The organism is Sorangiineae bacterium MSr12523 (assembly GCA_037157775.1).
Lineage (GTDB): Bacteria > Myxococcota_A > Polyangia > Polyangiales > Polyangiaceae > Pendulispora > Pendulispora brunnea.
On the sequence record CP089982.1, the window covers coordinates 8,322,467 to 8,341,814 of the forward strand.

Below are 19,348 nucleotides of genomic sequence, written 5' to 3' on the forward strand. Positions count from 1 at the left end.
CAGGGAGGGGGGGAGGCGGGGAGGGATACGGCACAAATCCCACCGCGTGCCAAGGCTTTTTTTGGTTTTCAGTTGGCTTCGTGAGCCAACTGAAAACCCAAACCAGCCTCGGTGCGCGGTGGGATTTGTGCCGTATCCCTCCCCGCCTCCCCCCCTCCCTGTTCAATCTCTCTGGGAGGAAACGGGGGCGCAGGGGAGTTCGAGGGTGAAGGTGGCGCCCTTGCCCGGGCCGTCACTTTGGACGGAGAGGCTGCCGCCCATTTCTTGGGCGGCGATGGCGCTGCTGTGAAGGCCGAAGCCGTGGCCGCTGATGCGGGTGGTGAATCCGTATTGGAAGATACGGCCCATGTTGTCTTCGGAAATACCGACGCCGTTGTCGGCTACCACGATGCGTACTTTTTCGCTGTCGGGCTGGTCGAGACGAATGGTCACCAATTTGGGAAAGGCCGTCGATTCCGATAGTGCGTATTTGGCGTTGCTCACCAAATTGACCAGAATCTGCAACACCTTGTGGCGCTCCACGGTCACTTTGTGGACCTCGGTGAATTCGCGGACGAGGCGCACCTCGTGGCGCTCGAGCCCTGCGGAATTGATGCGCACCGCATCGTCGATCAATTCGACGAGCGAAACGGCTTCGGCGAGCTTCGTCCCGCGCGCGTAATTCTGCTGCATCGCAATGATGTGCCGAATATGGTCGATATTCTTGTCCAGGGTCGCAAGCCCGCTCTGAATCGAGCTTTGCTCGACGCCGAATTGCGCGGCGAGCTTCTCGATGTACGCGGGCACCAGTTTGCCCCGCTCGTCGTGCGTGAAGAAGGTCGCCAGGTCCCCGGAGTGCGATTGCAGAAGGTCCGATAGCTTCCTCAGCGCCGCAAGCCGCGATGTCTTCACCTGATCGCTCACCGTGGCCGCCGCCACGGTGACGCTGGTGAGCACATTGCCGACGTTGTGGAGCACACTGGTCGCGACCTCGGCCATGCCCGCCTTGTGGGCGGCGTCGATCAAGCGACGCTGGGCCTCGCGAAGCTCGGACGTTCGCTCCTCCACGCGCTCCTCGAGGGTCTCGACCAGCTCTTTGATGTGCGTGGCCATGGCATTGAACATCGTGCCCAATGCGCCGATTTCGTCGGTGGAGGTGACGCTCACCCGCTGATCGAAATGCCCGCCGACGATGCGCTCCGTGGCCAAGGTCATCTCGCGCAGCGGCTTCACCAGGCGATGCGTGAGCAATGCCCCCACGGTGAGGGCCACCGCCAAGAGAAGCGCCGTGGTCATCAAGGTGCGAAACAGCGCACGCCCCGAGGCTCCTTCCACCGCCGAGGCAAGCTGCCCCGACGCACCGGTCACCATGGAGACGCTGACCACACTGCCCATGCGCCAATCGATGCTATCCAGTGGATAGTACGCCAGGTATTTCCGATCGCCCTTCACCGACACGGACCGGACCGACGAACCTCCGAGGGCCATGTGCTGGAGTGCCGCATTGAGCTCGGGATCCCCCGTTTGCGTCAAGGAGATGACGCCGCGCGGCTTGTATTCCACCGGCGAGGCCAGGTCGACCCGCCCGTGCGGGGGCGCGGCCAGCAGATGCTGCTCGCCGTCCATCAAAAAGGAATAACTGCTCGGCACCGGCGGGTGCTGATTGAACTGCGCAATCAAATGCGTCAGCGACACGGACACACCGACGAAGCCCCACGGCTTGCCACCCTTGTAAATGGGCGACATCGCATCCACCGCCAAGTCGTACGTGCTCGACAGCGGACTTGCGTGCACCGGTCCCCAGACCGTCTCACCGGAGCGCTGGTCGAAGAGCGACACTGCGCCGAGCTGCTCACTCACCACGGCAACGGCGCGCATTTTGTCGATGCGCTCTTCGCGGTCGAGCCGAAACCAGATATCGCCGCTGTTGGAGATGACGTAAATCGAGATTCCGCGGCCCACGCCGCGTTGCAGGGTCAAAAGGAAACCCTCGATGAAGGGTGCCTCCATCGGGCCGCGATCGATGTGGTCGCTCAAGAAGGATCCCGCGTAACCCGCCGTCGATTTCACCTGCGACAGATGCTCGTCGAGGGTCTGCACGTTCTGCCGAACCACCGATTCGAGAAACTGCTCGGTGAGGCGCGAGAGGATGGTCTTGCCCTCGTCCTCGACTTGCGACGCCGTGCGATCGAGCGTGCGCCATGTGGTCAGCATGGTGCCGACGGTCAGCGCGATGATCGAGCCGGCCACCAGAATGAGGATTTTGTGCCGCAACAAGAGGCGTATTCTCATGGTGTGGCGTCCGGCGGTGGCGCGAGAGCCTGCGTCCATTGCGTCTGCACCGCATCCAGCGCTTGCCGGGCGGTCATGTGGTGCTCCATCGCTTTGACGAGCTTCTCGCTGAGGGCATCCATCATGGTGCGCGTCTGCGGAAGGCTGGGCCATGCGACCATCGGCTGCGTGAGCGAGATTTGCTCGATGGCGCTCACCTCGGGTGCGAACTTCTTGAACTCGGGCGAGCGCAATACGGAGAGGCGCGCGGGGTCGAGGCCGCCCTGCATCAAGTTCAGCGTGAGCAGCGTATCCGGCCGCGTGATGAACCGCACGAAGGCGCGCGCGATGTCCGGCTCCTTGCTCTTGCTGGATACGGCGACGCTGAAGCCACCGTTGAGGGCGGAGGCGCGGCGCGCTTTCGGACCGCGGCCCTTGGGCATGGGCACCACGCCCCAATCCCCCTGAATCGTGGATTGGCTCGCGTCCTCCGCCATGACGCCGATGTCGGTCCACTGCTCGACCATGGCCACGCGGCCCGAGAGAAACGCCGAGCGCGAAACGTCGAAGTCGGTCTCCAGCGGCGTGGGCAGCGCGTAACGCGCATGCTCCATCATCGCCTCCAAGGCGGCAATGGCCTCGGGGCTGTTCACGGTGGGATGACCATCGCGGTCGAGCAGCTCACCGCCGAAAGCGGCAAGGCGGTTCATGAAGCTCGAGACGATGAGAATGGGCGCCGGGTGGGCCATGATGGCCGCGCCGTAAATACCTTTGGAGCTTTCCCGCTCGGTGATGGTGCGCGCGACATTCAAATAGTCGTCCCACGTGTCCGGCGGATTGAGGCGGTACTTGGTCAGCAGCGATTTTCGATAGAAGAGGACGTGGGTATCGGCGTCGATGGGCAAGGCCCAGCGCCGACCTTTGTACGAGCCGTAAACGTCGTAGAGGCCGGGGATGAAATCCTCGGGCTTGATGATGGCCTTGTTCTGCTCGATGAAATCGGTCAGATCCATGGCCGCGCCCTGCGTCACCAGGGGCACGAGGTCATTGTAGAAGAGGGCGAAGACGTCGATCTGCGGGGCGTTCGACGCGTGGTCCTTTTGAATGGTCGCGCCGACCTCCTCGTAGTTGACGACTTTGACCTGGAAGACGTTGCCCGTTTCCTTTTCGAAGGCTTTGACCGCCGCCTCCGCGGAACGCGCATGCGGCGTGATGGTGAGGAACACGAGGCGCTTTCCAGTCCCCTCGGGCGCGGCACCGGCCCCGGAACGAGCCGCACCGCCCGGATCGCGGTCGGCCTTGTCCTGAGGCTCGCGGAACGCCATGACGACGCCGACGCAGAGCGCGGCAAACGCGACAGCAACGAGTGCTCGGATCCAAAACGACTTTTTTTGCGAATCGCTCACGGACGTCGTCCCTCTCCCTCAGGTCCTGCAAGGCTCTGCAGCCTCCCTGGTTAGGCCAGAGCCCGTGGCGTTTGCCAAGGAAATGCAGCGGGCAAACGCTTTCATGAGGACGGAAAATTGAAACGATTCGGTCCGCCGGCGCCAAGCCGACATCGAGGCGGTCCTTCGCACGCCCGCACATCAATCCATCTTGGCGTTCTTGGTGCGGTTCGATCATGCCGCGTGAATCGAAATGACGATAAGCGAACAAGCGAACCGGTCGTGCGATCGTCCAGATCGCTCGTGGGATCATCCATTGACTTCCGTGCAATAAAACGACAATGATGACGATCATCCGCGTAGTCCGCGTTTCGTCCAGACTTCCTGGGCCCCTGTAGGAGGACACATCGTCATGTCGAGCCAATGGAGATCATCGAAGCGGAGAGCAACGGGTGCCCTTCTGGCTGCGTCGGCTGCCGTATTGGCGGTGGCCTGTAGTGTCGATGAAGGAGCGCGGACAGCCGAAGGGGCGCTGACGGAACAGGCCGAGCAGGAGGCCAAGAAGCCGCCGCAAGTGAACATGACGCAGGCCATCAATGATTTGGCGAAAACGCCTTATCAGGGTTGGAATACGTACTTTGGTTTGAGCTCGCAATTCAACGAGCAAACCATCAAAGAGGCGGCGGATGCCATCGTACGGCGTGGGTTGAAGGACGTTGGATACGAGTACATCTGGATCGATGGCGGCTGGTGGAATGGCGATCGCGACACGGCGGGCAACATCGTCATCAATCCGACCCAATGGCCCAACGGGATGAAGGCGGTGGCGGACTACATCCATTCGCTCGGGCTCAAGGCCGGTATTTATACCGATGTCGGCATCAACGGCTGTGGGGGCAAAAATCAGGGTAGCTACGGACATTACCAGCAGGACTTCGACCAGTTTGCCGCGTGGGGATACGATGCGGTCAAGGTCGACTTCTGCGGCGGCAAGCTGATGGACCTGGATCCGCCGGTGGCGTTCGGACAAGTTCGTGATGCCATATTGAACAACAGCAGCCATCGGCCGATGCTTTTCAATATTTGCAATCCGTTCGTGCCGGAGACCGGTGCAACGCCGGGGCGGGCGGCGTACGACTCGTGGAAATTCGGGCCCACGACGGGCAACTCGTGGCGAACGGACACGGACATTGGCTTTCCGCGTGATGTGAAGTTCAGCGAGCTGCTGCGCAATTTCGATCACAATGCGGCGCATCCGGAGGCGGCCGGGCCGGGGCATTGGAACGATCCCGATTACCTCTGCCCCGAAATCGGGATGAATGCGGCCGAGTCGCAAGCCCAATTCTCCATGTGGGCCGTCGTCGCGGCGCCGCTCATCATCGGCAGCGACATTCGCAACATCTCGGATGCCTCGGTGGAGATGCTGAAAAACCGCGAGGTCATCGCCATCGACCAGGATCCGATGGGCGTGCAGGGCACGGCCATTTCCACGGTGGGCGATGCGCAAGTTTATACCAAGCCTCTGTCCAATGGCGACTACGCGGTGGCGTTGTTCAACCGCGGGCCGAAGGCGCAGGTCATCTCCACCACGGCGCGGCAGGTCGGTCTGCCCAATGCGCGAGGCTATGCGCTGCGCGATGTGTGGAAGCACGCATACACCGAGTCGGCTGGGAAAATCTCGGCCAACGTCCCGGGGCACAGCGCGGTTTTGTTCCGCGTGTCCAAGGCCAGTGGCGCGGAGAATCCCCCGTCGGTGGTGATGTCGCCGCTGGCCATCACGACGCCGTCGCAGGCCGTGCTGCCGTTGGTGGTGCCGGGAAGCACCTTCACGGTGTCGACGTCGTTCACGAACAACGGGCGCCACACGGTGAGCGATGCGAAACTCACCGTGAGCGTGCCCACGGGTTGGAAGGCTTCGCCCGTGGGCTCCACCAGCGCGCGCCGGCTGCGCACAGGCGACACGTTGAACGGCAAGTGGAACATCACCGTTCCCGCGGGCACGGTGCCCGGACCCAACGACGTGAAAACGGCGGCGGCGTACGCATGGGACGCGGACGACTGCGATGACGAGACCGTGACCATTACGGACACGAGCGTCGTGCAGGTTCCCCCCACGCCGCCGGCGAATACGACGGCACTGAGCCATCACCCCTGGCTCGATGGAACGAGCGCATACCTGGTGCCCCGCGTGGATCGCGAGGTGGCGGGAGGCGGGCCGCTGGTCATGCTCGGAACGAGGTACCCCGAGGGCATCGGCACCAATGGCCCGTCGGTGATCGACTTCTACGTCGGCGGCGCGTGCTCGAAGCTCACCGGTGTGGTGGGCATCGACGACTCCGTCAAATTCGATCCGCAGGGAGGCACGTCGATCTTCCAGGTCTTCGGCGATGGCACGAAGCTCTATGACAGCGGCTTGATCACGCGCACCACGCCCAAGCCCATGTCCGTCGATTTGGGCTCGGCCAAGGTTCTCTCCTTGGTGGTGACCGACGGTGGCGACCATAGCTACAACGACCGCGCGAACTGGGCGAACCTGCAGATCACCTGCGCGGGGCCGCAGCCGACGGTGCCGGCCGGGCCCTGGCCGCACTACGTTTCCCTCGCCGATGCATCGGCGACGGCGACCAGCGCGAACGATGGCAATCCCGCCGGCGATGCCATCGACGGCAACGTCAATACGATTTGGCACTCGCGGTGGAGTCCTGCGCAAGATCCGTTGCCGATTTCGTTCACGCTCGATCTGAAGTCGCCTCGCACGATCAGCGGGCTGACGTACCTGCCGCGCGTGGATGGGACCATCAATGGCACCATCACGTCGTACCAGGTCGAGGTGAGCACGGATGGGTCGACGTTCGCGGCGGCAGCGCCCGCGGGGACGTGGGCGCAGGATGCGCTTCTCAAATCGGTACAGATTGCACCGATTTCCGGGCGGTACATTCGGCTCACCGCCAAGGCAGGAGCGTACGGCTTTGCCTCGGCGTCCGAAATCGGCGTGGCGACGATTCCGTAAAACCAGAGGAACTTCCGCGCGGGGGCGGTGTCAGTACGGGATAATGCTCTCGTACGATCGCCCCGCGCTCCCCCTCCCCGGCTCCTCCGAGGGTGCCCTGGTGCATCCGGTCCATCCGGTGCTCGTTCCGGATTTGCTTCACGCCTCGCCGCTCACGCGCATCGATGTCGAGCACACGAAGCTGGCCATCGCACTTGCGTTCGCCAGCGGTGTCTCGGGAGGGCTCTTCAGCGATGCGCTGGATCGAGCCACCATCACCCCCTCGAGTTGGGAGCCCGAGGTGTATGCGGGCGATCTCTTTTTGGAGCAGTTCGTTTCGCTCTGCTTCAAGATTCGCATCGGTGCGCAACAGCCCACGATGGCCACGCGCCACCTGGCCAACGTGCTCGCGCGGCCGCCGGACGACGTGAACACCATCCATTACCGCCGCGCCATCGTGGCCGAGCTCGCGGGCTCCCCGCCCCTGCGCCACGCACTCGAGCAATTGTATTTGGCATTGTGCCAATTTCGGACATTGCTCGAGGGTGCCACGACGGGGCGAAAGTGGGATTCGAACCGGCGCCAGCTCGATGTGCTGACCGCCATCAAGGCCATCTTCGATGCGATGGCCGACGGCTTCGTTTCGGCGCAATCCGGGCTCTCCCGGCTCCGCGCCTTCGGTCAGCGCGTGCGCGCCGGCGAGCCGTACAAGGCCCTTTCCGATTTGCTCGAATACGATGAAAAGCTCGCCTCGGTGAACCTCGAGGTGCGGGTGGGTGCCGACGGCAAGATTCGTGATTTCGAAATAAGATCCGTCCAGGAAAACCGCACCAATCCGTTCAGCAGCCCGGCCTGGCGCCGGTGGCTCGCGAAAATCGAATTGTTCCTGCGCGGGTATCACTTCGGCGAGGGCGAGGTGATGGCGCGGCTGATCGATGCGGTATTCGACGGCGTGCAGGACGAGGTCGTCCACTTCGTGCAGCTGCTCGGCGATATCGAGTTTTACCTGGGCGCACTCGGATTCCAGGATTTGGCGCGCTCCGCAAACCTCCCCGTGTGCCTCCCCACGTTCGTGAAGCCGGACCAGCCGCGCGCCCTCCACGGGCTATTCAATCCGTTGCTCCTCGCGCACGCGGTCACGCCGGTTCCGTGCGATGTGACGACGGACCGGCACACGACGACGGTGTTGGTGACCGGGCCCAACTCGGGCGGGAAAACGCGGCTCCTGCAGTCCGTCGGCCTGGTGCAGCTTTTGGCGCAGTCGGGGGTCTTCGTTCCCGCGCGCTCGGGCACCGTGGCACTGGCGCGCGGGCTCGTGGTGTCGCTCCTTCAGGAGACGCGGGCCGATCAATCCGAGGGACGGCTGGGCATGGAGCTCGTGCGCATCCGCGCGCTGTTCGAGCGGCTGCCCCCGGGTGCCATGGTCCTTTTGGACGAGCTTTGCTCGGGAACGAATCCGTCCGAGGGCGAGGAGATCTTCGAGCTGGTGGTCCGCATGCTGACCCGCCTCGGGCCCTACGCGTTCATCACGACGCACTTTTTGGCCTTCGCTGCCCGCCTGGAGAGGCAAAAGACCATTCCCGATTTGCGCTTCCTGCGCGTCGTGCTCGGGCCCGCGCACGAGCCGACGTACCAGTTCGCGGCCGGTGTGGCGGAAACGTCGCTGGCGGCGCATGCGGCCAAGCGGCTCGGTGTTACGGGCGAGCAATTGGCCGCGCTCATCGAGCAGAACATCCAACGCACGAGGAGCTGATATGGGCACATTCCTGGTGACCGCGAAAATGTCGCCCGAGCTGGCCGCGCGCATCGAGGCCAGTGTGACCGGCCGCGCGAGCACCCCGATGCGAAGGCGGCTCGCATCGATGGCACGTGCCGCGGTGGCGCTGGTGCTCGTATGGGCCATCACCTCGGTGGTGGCGAGCGAGCGGCGCACCAAGCGGGATTTCGAGAATGCGCGCAATGCCCTGCTGAATACCGTGCGCGCCGAAGCCGCCTCGATCACGGACGAGGATCGGCAGGCCCCCGTGCGCATGGAAACGTGGCTGGTGCGCCTCGCCGGGCCGTACGAAGGCGATTTCGTGGCCACCAACGTAACCCGTTCGATCCTCGAACGCCCCGCGGTGTACGTGCGCGGTGTTCGCGAGGCCTTCGGCTCGGGGGAACGCGCGGCCGCGGCGGCGCACGAGTCGGTGAAAGATTCGTTTCTCGTGTGCCTGCTCGATCCACCGAGCGCGCGCACGGAAAAGGAGCTGCTCGCCAAGGGACGCATCGCGCTCGGGGGCGGTGCGCGCGTGGAAGAAGCGACGCCCAACGCGCGCCGCACGGACGATGCGCGCGCCGCCCTGCCCTTTCTCGAGCCGGCGTTTGCCCAGAGCATCGAGACCGCCGTGGATGCCCCGCAGGTGGCTACCTTGCGCACACGCTTCGAAAAAGCGCCCGTGGCCCAGGCGAAGCAGGCCATGCGCGCCGAGTTGCTCATCGCGGTCCTGGACGAAGCGGATTCCAGCACGGGGCCGACGGAAATCGACGGCGAACGCGCCCACGACGTGCGCATCACCATCACGGATCTGCGCACATCGCAGGTGCTCGTTCGCATGAAGCGCCACGTGGATCCGGCGTGGATCTCGGCCGAGCACCGCACGCAATACTCCGCCGTGCTCGATTCGTGCGCCTTGGCCTTCGACGTGCGCGAAGCGCTACGGAAGTGAGAACTTCTGCCGATACCGACTCGGCGAGAGGTGGTGGTGCTTCTTGAAGAAGCGCGAAAAATAGAACGAGTCCTCGAAGCCGCACGCGGCCGCCACCTCCTCGATGCTCAAATTGGTGGTCTTCAAAAGCTCGCACGCGCGCGTCGTCTTCAGTCGCCCGAAAAACTCCATGGGGGCGATGTTCACCTGCCGCTTGAAGGCCATGCTGAAATGCGAAGGCGACCAACCCGTGCGCCGCGCACAATCCTCCAGGAGGAGCGGACGGCCCACGTTCTCGTGCATGTAGCGAATGGCGGCGAGCACGCGTTCCTCCGACTCCCGCCCGCGCGCACCGAGGACGCGCTGATGGTAGCGGCACAAGCCGAACAACCGCGCCAGCGACGTCGAGAGCCCCAGCAGATCGGCGTCGGTGTAGCCGCCGAGCACGTAGCTGTACACCTCCTCGAACGCGGCGGTGATGCGGGGCATGTCGCCGATCCAGAAGCGCGGCTGCTCCCGCGTCACGTTCAGCGCCCGGCAATGCTCGGCGGCACTGCGCCCGCTGAAGTGTATCCAGAGGATGGTCCAGGGATCGGCCTCGTCGGCCTGGTAGCGGTGGTGCACACCGGGGGGCAGCACGATGGCGTGCCCCTCCTCCAGCGTCCACGGGCGCTTTTGAATCCAACAGCGCCCCGCTCCGCCCAAGCACGCGATGAAGATGTAGTCGCGGGTGCCGTGGCTTCGCACGATGAAATGGTGCTTTGCCGCATCGAAGCGGCCAATGCGCGTCGCGTAGAGCGAGCGACACACCGGAAGGTCGGCCGCTTTCTGGACGATGCTCGGGGGCAGAACCACGAGGCGCTGGCCGGGAAATCCTTCTCGAACGCGGGGACCTTCGACCAGCATGCCCGAATCATAAGATAGTCCAGATCGTTCTGTCGATCCTCCATTCCGCGCCCCACGAGGCTCCGCTACCACTTCCAAGTGGAGGAGCATCCCGTGGTCCAAGCCGATATCACCGAAGCCTTTCTTCCTACGTATCCGGTGGGGGCGCCGGAGCGAAACCCGATGTTCTTCGAGCGTCGTGTGTACCAGGGGTCGTCGGGGAAGGTTTACCCCGTTCCCTTCATCGACAAGATTTCCGATCGGTCGCGGCTGCACGCGTTCAAGTACGCGCGCCTGGAGAACGAGTTCGTCCGCATGGAGTTTTTGCCGGAAATCGGCGGACGCATCCACGTAGCCCAGGACAAGACGAAGAACGATTACGATATTTTCTACCGGCAGGACACCATCAAGCCGGCGTTGGTCGGGCTCGCGGGGCCGTGGTGTTCGGGCGGGGTGGAGTTCAATTGGCCGCAGCACCACCGCCCGGGCACCTTCATGCCCACGGACACGTGGGTGGAGCGCGAGCCGTCGGGGGCCTGTACGATTTGGTTCTCGGAGCACGATCCGCTCAACCGGCTCAAGGGTATGCATGGCATTCGCCTGCGGCCGGGCTCGGCGTTGATCGAGCTGCGCGCGCGGGTGTTCAACCGCACGCCGCTCCGGCAGACGTTCCTCTGGTGGGCCAATGCGGCCGTCAAAGTGCACGACCAGTACCAGAGCTTTTTCCCGCCCGACGTGCGCTACGTCGCCGACCATGCGCGGCGTGCCATTTCCACCTTCCCGCTCGCGACCGACGTTTACTACGGCGTCGACTATGGCGCGCGGCCTGGGGCGAACGATCTCACGTGGTACCGGAACATCCCCGTGCCCACGAGCTACATGATCATCGGTAGCAAGTACGACTTTTACGGCGGATACGATCACGCACGCCAAGCGGGCTTCGTGCACGTGGCCGACCGGCGCATCGCCCCGGGCAAAAAGCAATGGACGTGGGGCAATCACGAATTCGGGCGCGCATGGGACCGCGAGCTGGCCGACGACGCGGCGCCGTACATCGAATTGATGACCGGGGTGTACACGGACAATCAACCCGACTTTTCGTATTTGGCACCGTACGAGACGCGAACGTTTTCGCACTATTGGTGGCCCATTCAGGACATTGGCCCGGTGCAAAATGCCAATGAGCGCGCCGCGCTGCGCATGGTCATCGCGGACAATGGCGGTGTGGATCTCGGCGTGGCCGCCCCCGAGGCCCTGGAGCACGCGCGCCTCGAACTGCACCGCGGGGAGACATTGCTCCTGCAGCGCATCCTGAGCGTGGCCCCAGGCCGGTCGTGGCGCGAGGAAGGCGCAGCGGTGCACAGGGGCGATCCCGCGGAGCTCGAGCTGCGTTTGCTCGATGCAAAGGGGCAACCGATCCTCGCGTACCGCCCGGAGTCCGCATCGGCGAAGGTGGAGGCCCCCACATCCGCCGTCGAGCCTCCCGCGCCGGGCGCGGCGGGGTCGGCGGACGAGCTGTTCATGGTGGGCGAGCACCTCGAGCAATATCGGCATCCGACACGCAGCCCCGAGGCCTATTGGCAGGAAGCCATCGCGCGCGATCCCTTCGATGCGCGCTCGCACCTTGCGCTGGCGCAGCGCTTCTTGGCGCGCGCCATGTTCGCGGAGGCGCGTGAACACGCCGAGGCGGCCACGCGGCGTTTGACCCAATGGCATCCCAATCCGTACACGGGCGAGGCGCACTATTGCCTTGGCCTCGCGCAACGCTTTCTGGACCAATTCGATACGGCGTACGATGCCTTTTACCGCGCCACGTGGGATTATGCGTGCCGCGCGGCTGCATTCTACGAGCTGGCACGGCTCGACTGCCGCGCGGGGCGTTGGAATGAAGCGCTGGGCCACCTGGATCGGGCCCTGGAGACGAACAGCGAAAACGGCCAGGCCGTGGTGCTGCGGGCCATGATCCTGCGCAAACTTGGCCGGCAAGACGATGCGCGCATTGCCCTGCAGGTATGGCTCGCACGCGATCCGCTGGATCATTGGGCGCGCCTCGAGCTCGGACGGTGCACCAACGACTATGAACGGTTCCTCGAGCTGTGCCGAAACGACGCGCAGACCATCCTGGACTTGGCCTTCGACTATGCCGACGCGGGCGCCTACGAGGATGCGCTCGTTCTTCTCGAGGTGCATCACCGCGCCCCGACGGCGCCCTGCGCGACACCGAATCCGCTGGCGCGCACCGCCATGACCCATTTCGTGGAGGCCTGGATCGCCCACCGCGGTGGACAGCGCTCGCGCTCACTTCTCGCACTCGCCTACGCCCGCGATGCGGCCCCGTCGTACCTTTTCCCTTCGCGCCCCCACGAGGCCATCGTACTCGGCTGGGCACTGGAACAAGTGGGCTCCGAGCGCAATGCCGCCTACGCCTTGGGGAACCTTTTTTACCATTGGGAGCGCCACGAAGAGGCCATTCGCTGCTGGGAACGCGCGCGGGACGCCGATGATTCGTTTGCCACGGCGTACCGCAACCTCGGAATCGCATATTGGAATACCTGGCGCGACGGCCGGCGTGCCCGCGAGATGTACGAGAAGGCCTTCGCCGCAGATGCGACCGACGCACGCATCCTCTTCGAGTGGGACCAGCTGCGCAAAAAACTGAACGACACGCCGGAAAACCGCCTCGAGCTGCTCCTTGCGCATCCGGACCTCTGCGTCCAGCGCGACGATCTGAACATCGAGCTTGCCGCGCTGTACAACGTCACCGGGCAGGCCGCCAAGGCGCTTTCATTGCTCGAGCAACGACGATTCCACCCTTGGGAGGGCGGTGAAGGTCAAGTCGTGCTGCAGTACAAGGCCGCCCGGCTCGCGCTGGGGATCGCCGCGCTGAAGGTTGGCCAGCCCGCGGAGGCGACGGCGCATTTCGAAAAGGCGCTCACGCCGCCGCAGAACCTGGGGGAGACGTACCATCCGCTCCAGGCCAAAGGCGATATCCACTATTGGCTCGGCCGCGCGCATCGAGCACGGGGTGACGCCGAGCTCGCGCGCCTTTGCTTCGAGCGAAGTGCCTCCGAGCGCGGCGACTTCCAGCAAATGGCGGTGACCGAACATTCGGAGCTCTCCTATTACCGAGGAGCATCGCTGCTCGAATTGGAGCGAGCCGACGAAGCCCGCGCCGTGTTTCTGGAATTGGACGAATTTGCCCGGAAAAAGAAAACGACGCGCGCACAAATCGACTACTTTGCCACGTCGCTGCCGCTCCTGTTGGTCTTCGACGATGATTTGCAATCGCGCAATACGTGGGAGGCGGATTATCTCTCGGCGCTGGCGCAGCTTGGATTGGGGAACCAAGAAGGTGGAGCGGCCCTGCTCGAAAGCGTAATCGGCGCACACCGCGCACATGCCGGGGCTCGTCAGTTCCTATCCGGCCTCGGCCGGTCGTCGTAGGAAAAATACAATCGCATAGCTTCGTGTTCGCGAGGCGAAGAAACGCGGTATCGTTGCCTCCGAGCGCGAGGCGGGGGACGTGACCAACGACACGGGCAAGCGGGTTTCCATACGAACCATCGTCACCATCGCGCTGGTGGCCCTCGTCGCGTTGATCGCGGGAACGCTTTTCGGCTCGCGCCATCCCGATGGAATCGTGGCCCCCGACTCCTCGGCCATGAGCGCGCGGGCTGGGTCCGGGCAGCGGCTCGTGCTTCTGACCCTGACCCCGCACGTGCGCGCGGCGGAGACCGCCGCCAAGCTGTTCGAAAAGGAAACGGGTGCGGTATTCCAGGTAAAGGTGGTCAACTACGAAGCCGTGGGGGACACCATCCTGAAGGACCACGCGTCCAACTCCCCGCAGATCGACGTCTTCGAGATGCACTATGCCGATCTCGCGATGCTCGTGGCCAAGGGCGCGGTGATGGATCTCACCCGCTTCATCGAAGAGAACGCGGACGCCATCCGCCCGGACGACTTCATCCCCGGGCTGTACGATCATTACACGCTGTACCAGGGGAAACGCTGGGCGCTGCCCAACGATGCGGATACGCACGTACTCTTTTATCGAAAATCGTTATTGGCCAAATACGGATTGCGGCCTCCGGAAACGTGGGACGACTACACGCACGTCGCCAAGATCATCACCGAGCGGGAACGCAGCAATGGCATTTACGGCAGCGCCATCATGGCGCGCGACGTTCCCATGATGATTGTGTCGAGCTTCATGAACCGCCTGGCCGCCTATGGCGGGGAGCTCATGGATGAGCAGCGCCACCCCGAGGTGAACAGCCCCGAGGCGGTGACGGCCCTGGAAGCGATGATCGAGCACGCGAAGTATGCGCTGCCCACGCCGCTGGAGACGGATTTCGACGTTTCGCGCTTGGCCTTTCTCTCCGGGCGGGTGGCCATGGTCGAACAATGGACGGACATCGGCGTGATGGCCGAAGACCCGACGCAGTCGACCATCCGCGGTGACTGGGGCGTGGTTCCCATGCCCAAAGGGAAAGGGCCCAAGGCGAAGCACGCGTCGTCGCTCAATGGCGGCTATGCGGTGGCCATCGCCTCGTCGACGAAGGAGCCGGAGATCGCGAAGGCGTACGTTCGCTTCGTGTCACGACGGGATACGATGTTGACCTTGAACCGCGTCAATGGCGGCTTCGATCCGGCGCGTCCGTCGATCCTTTCGTCCCCGGAGTTCGAGCGCTTCGCCCCGCAGGTGAGCGCCATCGAACGGATGGCGTTCTCCAATCCGATGATCGCCTGGCCCAAGGTTCCGCAAACGCCCGCGCTGATGAATGCCCTCACCGACCATCTGGTGCACGCCTTGGAGCATCAAGAGACACCGCGCCAAGCGCTGAACGCGGCCCAAGCCGAGTGGCAAAAGATCCTATCGCACGACGAGTAAGGGTTCCTCGCTCCAGCACATCAATCGATCATGAGGTTCTTGGCGCCTTAGCGGTTCGATCAGTCCGGTTGCCTCGGCCGGACAGCGTTTGTACGCTGAGGAAACGGGGATGGCTAGAGCACGTGTCATAGGATGTGAAGCTCTCGCGGCCAGTACCGTCTTCGCCGATCGCTTTCTGTTGGATGGGGTTGCCGGCAAAGGTGGAATGGGCGTCGTTTACCGCGCCCGCGATCGGAAGCGAGGCAATGCGAAGGTCGCGCTCAAAGTGCTCCACATGTTCGAAGGGCGCCGCTACTTCGAGGAGCGATTCGCACGCGAAGCGTACATGCTCTCGGAGCTCCGCCATCCGGGCATCGTCGCGTACATCGATCACGGAATCAGCGCGGAGGGACAGCCTTTCCTCGTCATGGAGTGGCTCGAGGGGGAGGACCTTGCCCATCACATCCGGCACCACAGCCTCACGCTGAGCGAAACCGTCACACTCTTTTGCGGGGTCGCGGACGCACTTTCGGCGGCGCATCGCCGTGGATTCGTTCATCGCGATCTCAAGCCGGAGAACATCTTCCTGCGTGACGGATGCCCCGAGTCGCCGACGTTGCTCGACTTCGGTGTCGCGCGGCTCGCGACATCCGAGCTGACCGGTGCAGGCATCACCGTCGGCACGCCTCTTTACATGGCGCCCGAGCAAGCCCGCGGCGAACTGAACGTCGGCCCGTGCGTCGACGTGTTCGCCCTCGGATGCGTCATGTACAAATGCTTGACCGGACGGACGCCCGTGGCCAATGGCCATCCCACGGTCGTCCTCGCCAGCATTCTGCTCAACGACTTTCCACGTCTTCGAACGGTCCGTCCAGCCGTGCCGGAAAAGCTGGCCAACTTGGTCGACCGCATGCTCTCCAAAGAGCCATCGCAGCGGCCCCAAAATGCGCAAGCCCTGCTCGAGGAATTGCTCGCACTGGGCTCGCTCTCCGACGAGCCGGCGCTGGGAGACGTGCTGCAGGAGCCGGAACGAATACCTCTTTCCGATGAACTGCAGCTCGTCAGCGTCATCTTGGTGGTCGAAGAACATGATGCGGACCCCGGGAGTGGCGAGGAGCCGTTTCCTTGGTTGGAAGCGGCCGGCCCCTACGCGCCACGGCAGGGCCTCGGAGACACCGTCCGAGGTCTATTCGGCGCCCGCGTCGAAATACTGGGCGATGGATCCATGGTCGTGACGCTCGCCCAGACCGAACACATGACCGCGACCGATCAAGCCGTCCAAGCGGCTCGCTGCGCGCTCTTTCTCCGCGAGCGCCTCGGCGCGTCCTCTTCCCGACTGAGCATCGTCATCACCACCGGCCGAAGCATGCTCGAGGGCGAGCAGGTGCCCAGCGGTGAATTGCTCGACGGCGCCAGCACGATGCTCAATCGGTCAGCGCTACGAACGACCTCGGGCGAGAGTTTTGCCGATATCCGACTCGACGAGATGACCGCGCGCCTCCTCGACGCGCGATTCGAAATGCGAAATACGGATTCCGGGTTTTTCGTTTTGAACTCGGAAGTCACCTCCGACGAGGCGCGCCCTCTGCTCGGCAAGCCGACTCCTTGCGTCGGTCGCGCGCGGGAGCTCGCCCAGCTCCAGATGCTTCTCGAGGAATGTTGCGAAGAGTCGGCGGCGTGCGCGGCCATCGTGATTGCACCGCCGGGCGTCGGCAAGTCGCGCCTTCGTCACGAGTTCATTCGGTGCGCGCGGCGGGACACCATCCAAGCCGACGGCATCTGGCTCGGAAGGACCGACCCAACGCGCGCGGGAACGCCGTACGGCCTGCTCGCCGATGCCCTGCGGCGCCTCATCGATGTGCGCGAAGGCGAAGAGCTGGCGGTGCAGCAAGACAAGCTGCGCGAGCGCGTTCGGCGCCACGTGCCCGCCGACGAAGCGCCATTCGTGACCGAGTTCATGGGCGAGCTTTGTGGCATTCTCTTCCCGTCGGACGACAGCCCGGCGCTCAAGCTCGCGCGAAGCGATCCACGCACCATGGTCGCGCAGGTGACGGCCGCGTTCATCGCCTTTCTCGAGGCGGAGAGCACCGACCATCCCGTGCTCATCGTCCTCGAAGACTTGCACTGGGGCGACGGTCTCACCGCGCGGGTCATCGATTCTGCCCTGCGCGACTGCCGCGACAAGCCCGTGATGGTTCTCGCGCTGGCGAGGCCGGAGGTCGAGGAGCGATATCCGAAATTGTGGGCCCAGCGCAAACGACACGGTCTCTACCTCGACGGGTTGAGCAAGCGAGCGAGCGTGGAGCTCATCACCCGAGTCCTGGGGGCCGACGTTTCACCGCAGCTGCTCGAACGCATCGTCGAACAGGCCGCGGGCAATGCCCTCTTTCTCGAGGAGCTGATTCGATTCGTCGCCGAAAATCGATCCGACGTCATGCCGGACACCGTGCTGGCGATGCTCCACGCTCGACTCCAACGTTTGACACCGGAATTGCGAAGGGTGCTCCGCGCCGCGAGCGTTTACGGTGCGACGTTTTGGCGCGGCGGCGTTCTTGCGCTGCTCGGCGATCCGGCGTCCACGGCCAAGGTCGACGCATGGCTGGAGGATCTGCTCCACCGCGAGCTCATCACCCAGAGCAACACGAGCCGCCTGTTGGGCGATACCGAATATGCCTTTCGCCACGCCTTGGTCCGCGAGGCGGCGCACGCCATGCTGACCAATGAGGACCGCGAGGCAGGACACCGCGGTGCGGCCGCATTTCTCGAATCGATGGGCGAACGCGAACCGCATGTTCTGGCCGAACACTACGCGCTCGCCCACGAGATGGATAAAGCCGCCGAGCTTTACGCAGCCGCCGCGAGGAAGGCCGTCGATTACGTGAATCTCCGGGATAGCATCCAGCTCGCCGAGCGCGGAATCGCGTGCAATCCCCAAGGTGAGCTTTTGGGCGTGCTCCTCGGAACCAAGGCGCGAGCGCTCATGTGGGAGTGCGACCGGATCAACGCCTATGCATGCGTCTCCGAAGCGCTCACCTTGCTCCGCTGCGGCAGCGCCCAATGGTGCTACGCCGTGGGAACCATGATTTCGGCGGCGGGAGCCCCGATCAATCGATACGACGAGATCCTCCGCTGGGGCGACGCATTGCGCGCGATGGCTCCCGAGCCCGACGCCATCGGACCTTATATGGAGTCGTTGCGGCTCGTGGCCTCCATCGTCACCTTGGTCGGGCAAACGGATCGGGCCCAGGCCTATTTGGCCCGAATGGACGAGGTCATCGCCAGCACCGACAACGTCGTCGCGCGAGGAATGCGCGGGTACTCGTGCCTTCTCTACCATTTGTACCTTTCGCGCGATCCCTGGGCGGGGGCCGTCGCAGCCGCGCGCGCCGAGGAATATCTCGAAATCGCGAATTCGCGGAACACGCTCATGCTCACGCAGATCTACCGAGGTACCTTGCTTGCGCATTTGGCGAGTCTGGATCCCCGAGAAGGCGAGTTCCGAGCGGCTCTCAAGAATGCCCAATTGGAAGACGATCGGTGGACGACCGCCATCGCCTCGACGGCATTGGCCATGTCCCTGGTGGACAAAGAAACCGCCGACGCGGCCGAAGAGGCCGAGCAAATGGTTCGAAAAATCGTGGACGACGAGCACCCGGGCGATCAAGACCTGAGGGGATTCGCGCACGCCACCCTTGCGCAAATACTCCTCGATCGCGGGGAGCTCGATGCGGCGGAGGAGCACGTTCTGAACGCGCTTCGCCTGATCACGTACCGCATCGTCATTCGTCCTTACGCCGAGGCCGTGCGGGTGAAGGTCTTGCTGGCCGCCGGCAAGGTGGCCGAGGCCTGCGAGTTTGCCGATGGGGCGCTCGCTCGGTTCGAGGAGCGCGGCGGCGGTGGCTTTCCCGAGGTGCGTCTTCGGTTCGCGGCCTTCGAGGCGCACGATGCCGCGGGCGATCCATCGGCGACGCAGCACCTGGAGCGCACCGTCGAGCAAATCTTGATCCGTGCCAGCGGCATTGCCGATCCCGACGCGCGAGCCCGCTTTCTCACGCGGAACGCGATCAATCGACGCGCCCTCGAGCAAGCGCGCAAACGCCTGCCCTGAATCAGCGAGCGCGATCCTCGAACAGCGTCACGACGAGAAGAAGAAACCGCCAGGACGCCAAAAGAGAGGCGCCAGGATCGCTAGGTGAACCAACAATAAACCCTTCTTTGGGTTTATTGCCGTTTCCGCTGGCGATCCTGGCGACTCTCTTTTGGCGTTCTTGGCGGTTTCCTT

Annotated in this window: 9 protein-coding genes; 6 read left to right on the plus strand and 3 right to left on the minus strand. The window is 64.0% G+C overall.

Going from position 1 to position 19,348, the window contains the following annotated elements; translation table 11 throughout:
• Positions 1-162: 162 nt before the first annotated feature.
• Together LZC95_32830 and LZC95_32835 are read right to left on the minus strand one after the other, a co-directional pair.
• A complete protein-coding gene (locus tag LZC95_32830; protein WXA91228.1) occupies positions 163-2,271 on the minus strand; it encodes an ATP-binding protein in 2,109 nt (702 codons plus the stop codon).
• Positions 2,268-3,656: a sugar ABC transporter substrate-binding protein gene (locus LZC95_32835; protein WXA91229.1), complete on the minus strand. Its 1,389-nt coding sequence runs from the start codon at positions 3,654-3,656 to the stop codon at positions 2,268-2,270. Before LZC95_32835 ends, LZC95_32830 begins: the two co-directional genes overlap by 4 nt.
• A gap of 391 nt (positions 3,657-4,047) precedes the next feature.
• Between LZC95_32835 and LZC95_32840 the strand changes: the two genes are divergently transcribed.
• Genes LZC95_32840 through LZC95_32850 form a run of 3 tightly spaced genes read left to right on the plus strand, consistent with a single transcriptional unit; the run spans position 4,048 to position 9,332 of the window.
• Positions 4,048-6,645 (plus strand): NPCBM/NEW2 domain-containing protein, encoded by a 2,598-nt coding sequence (locus tag LZC95_32840; GenBank protein ID WXA91230.1) that lies wholly within the window; start codon positions 4,048-4,050, stop codon positions 6,643-6,645.
• 43 nt (positions 6,646-6,688) lie between these two features.
• Positions 6,689-8,377 (plus strand): DNA mismatch repair protein, encoded by a 1,689-nt coding sequence (locus LZC95_32845; protein ID WXA91231.1) that lies wholly within the window; start codon positions 6,689-6,691, stop codon positions 8,375-8,377.
• A gap of 1 nt (position 8,378) precedes the next feature.
• On the plus strand, positions 8,379-9,332 hold the full coding sequence (locus LZC95_32850; GenBank protein ID WXA91232.1) for a hypothetical protein: 954 nt from the start codon (positions 8,379-8,381) through the stop codon (positions 9,330-9,332).
• Here the strand turns inward: LZC95_32850 and LZC95_32855 are convergent.
• Positions 9,321-10,217 (minus strand): AraC family transcriptional regulator, encoded by an 897-nt coding sequence (locus LZC95_32855; GenBank protein WXA91233.1) that lies wholly within the window; start codon positions 10,215-10,217, stop codon positions 9,321-9,323. The genes LZC95_32850 and LZC95_32855 overlap by 12 nt on opposite strands.
• 93 nt (positions 10,218-10,310) lie before the next feature.
• Here LZC95_32855 and LZC95_32860 point away from each other — a divergent pair, with 93 nt between their 5' ends.
• The 3 genes from LZC95_32860 (at position 10,311) to LZC95_32870 (ending at position 19,174) form a co-directional block, all read left to right on the plus strand.
• The gene (locus LZC95_32860) at positions 10,311-13,640 is read left to right on the plus strand and encodes a DUF5107 domain-containing protein (GenBank protein ID WXA91234.1); all 3,330 of its coding nucleotides are present in this window, start codon (positions 10,311-10,313) and stop codon (positions 13,638-13,640) included.
• A 79-nt stretch (positions 13,641-13,719) separates the two neighbouring features.
• Entirely contained in the window at positions 13,720-15,087 is a 1,368-nt protein-coding gene (locus tag LZC95_32865; protein WXA91235.1) for a sugar ABC transporter substrate-binding protein, read from the plus strand.
• A gap of 109 nt (positions 15,088-15,196) precedes the next feature.
• Entirely contained in the window at positions 15,197-19,174 is a 3,978-nt protein-coding gene (locus tag LZC95_32870) for a protein kinase (GenBank protein ID WXA91236.1), read from the plus strand.
• Positions 19,175-19,348: the final 174 nt, after the last annotated feature.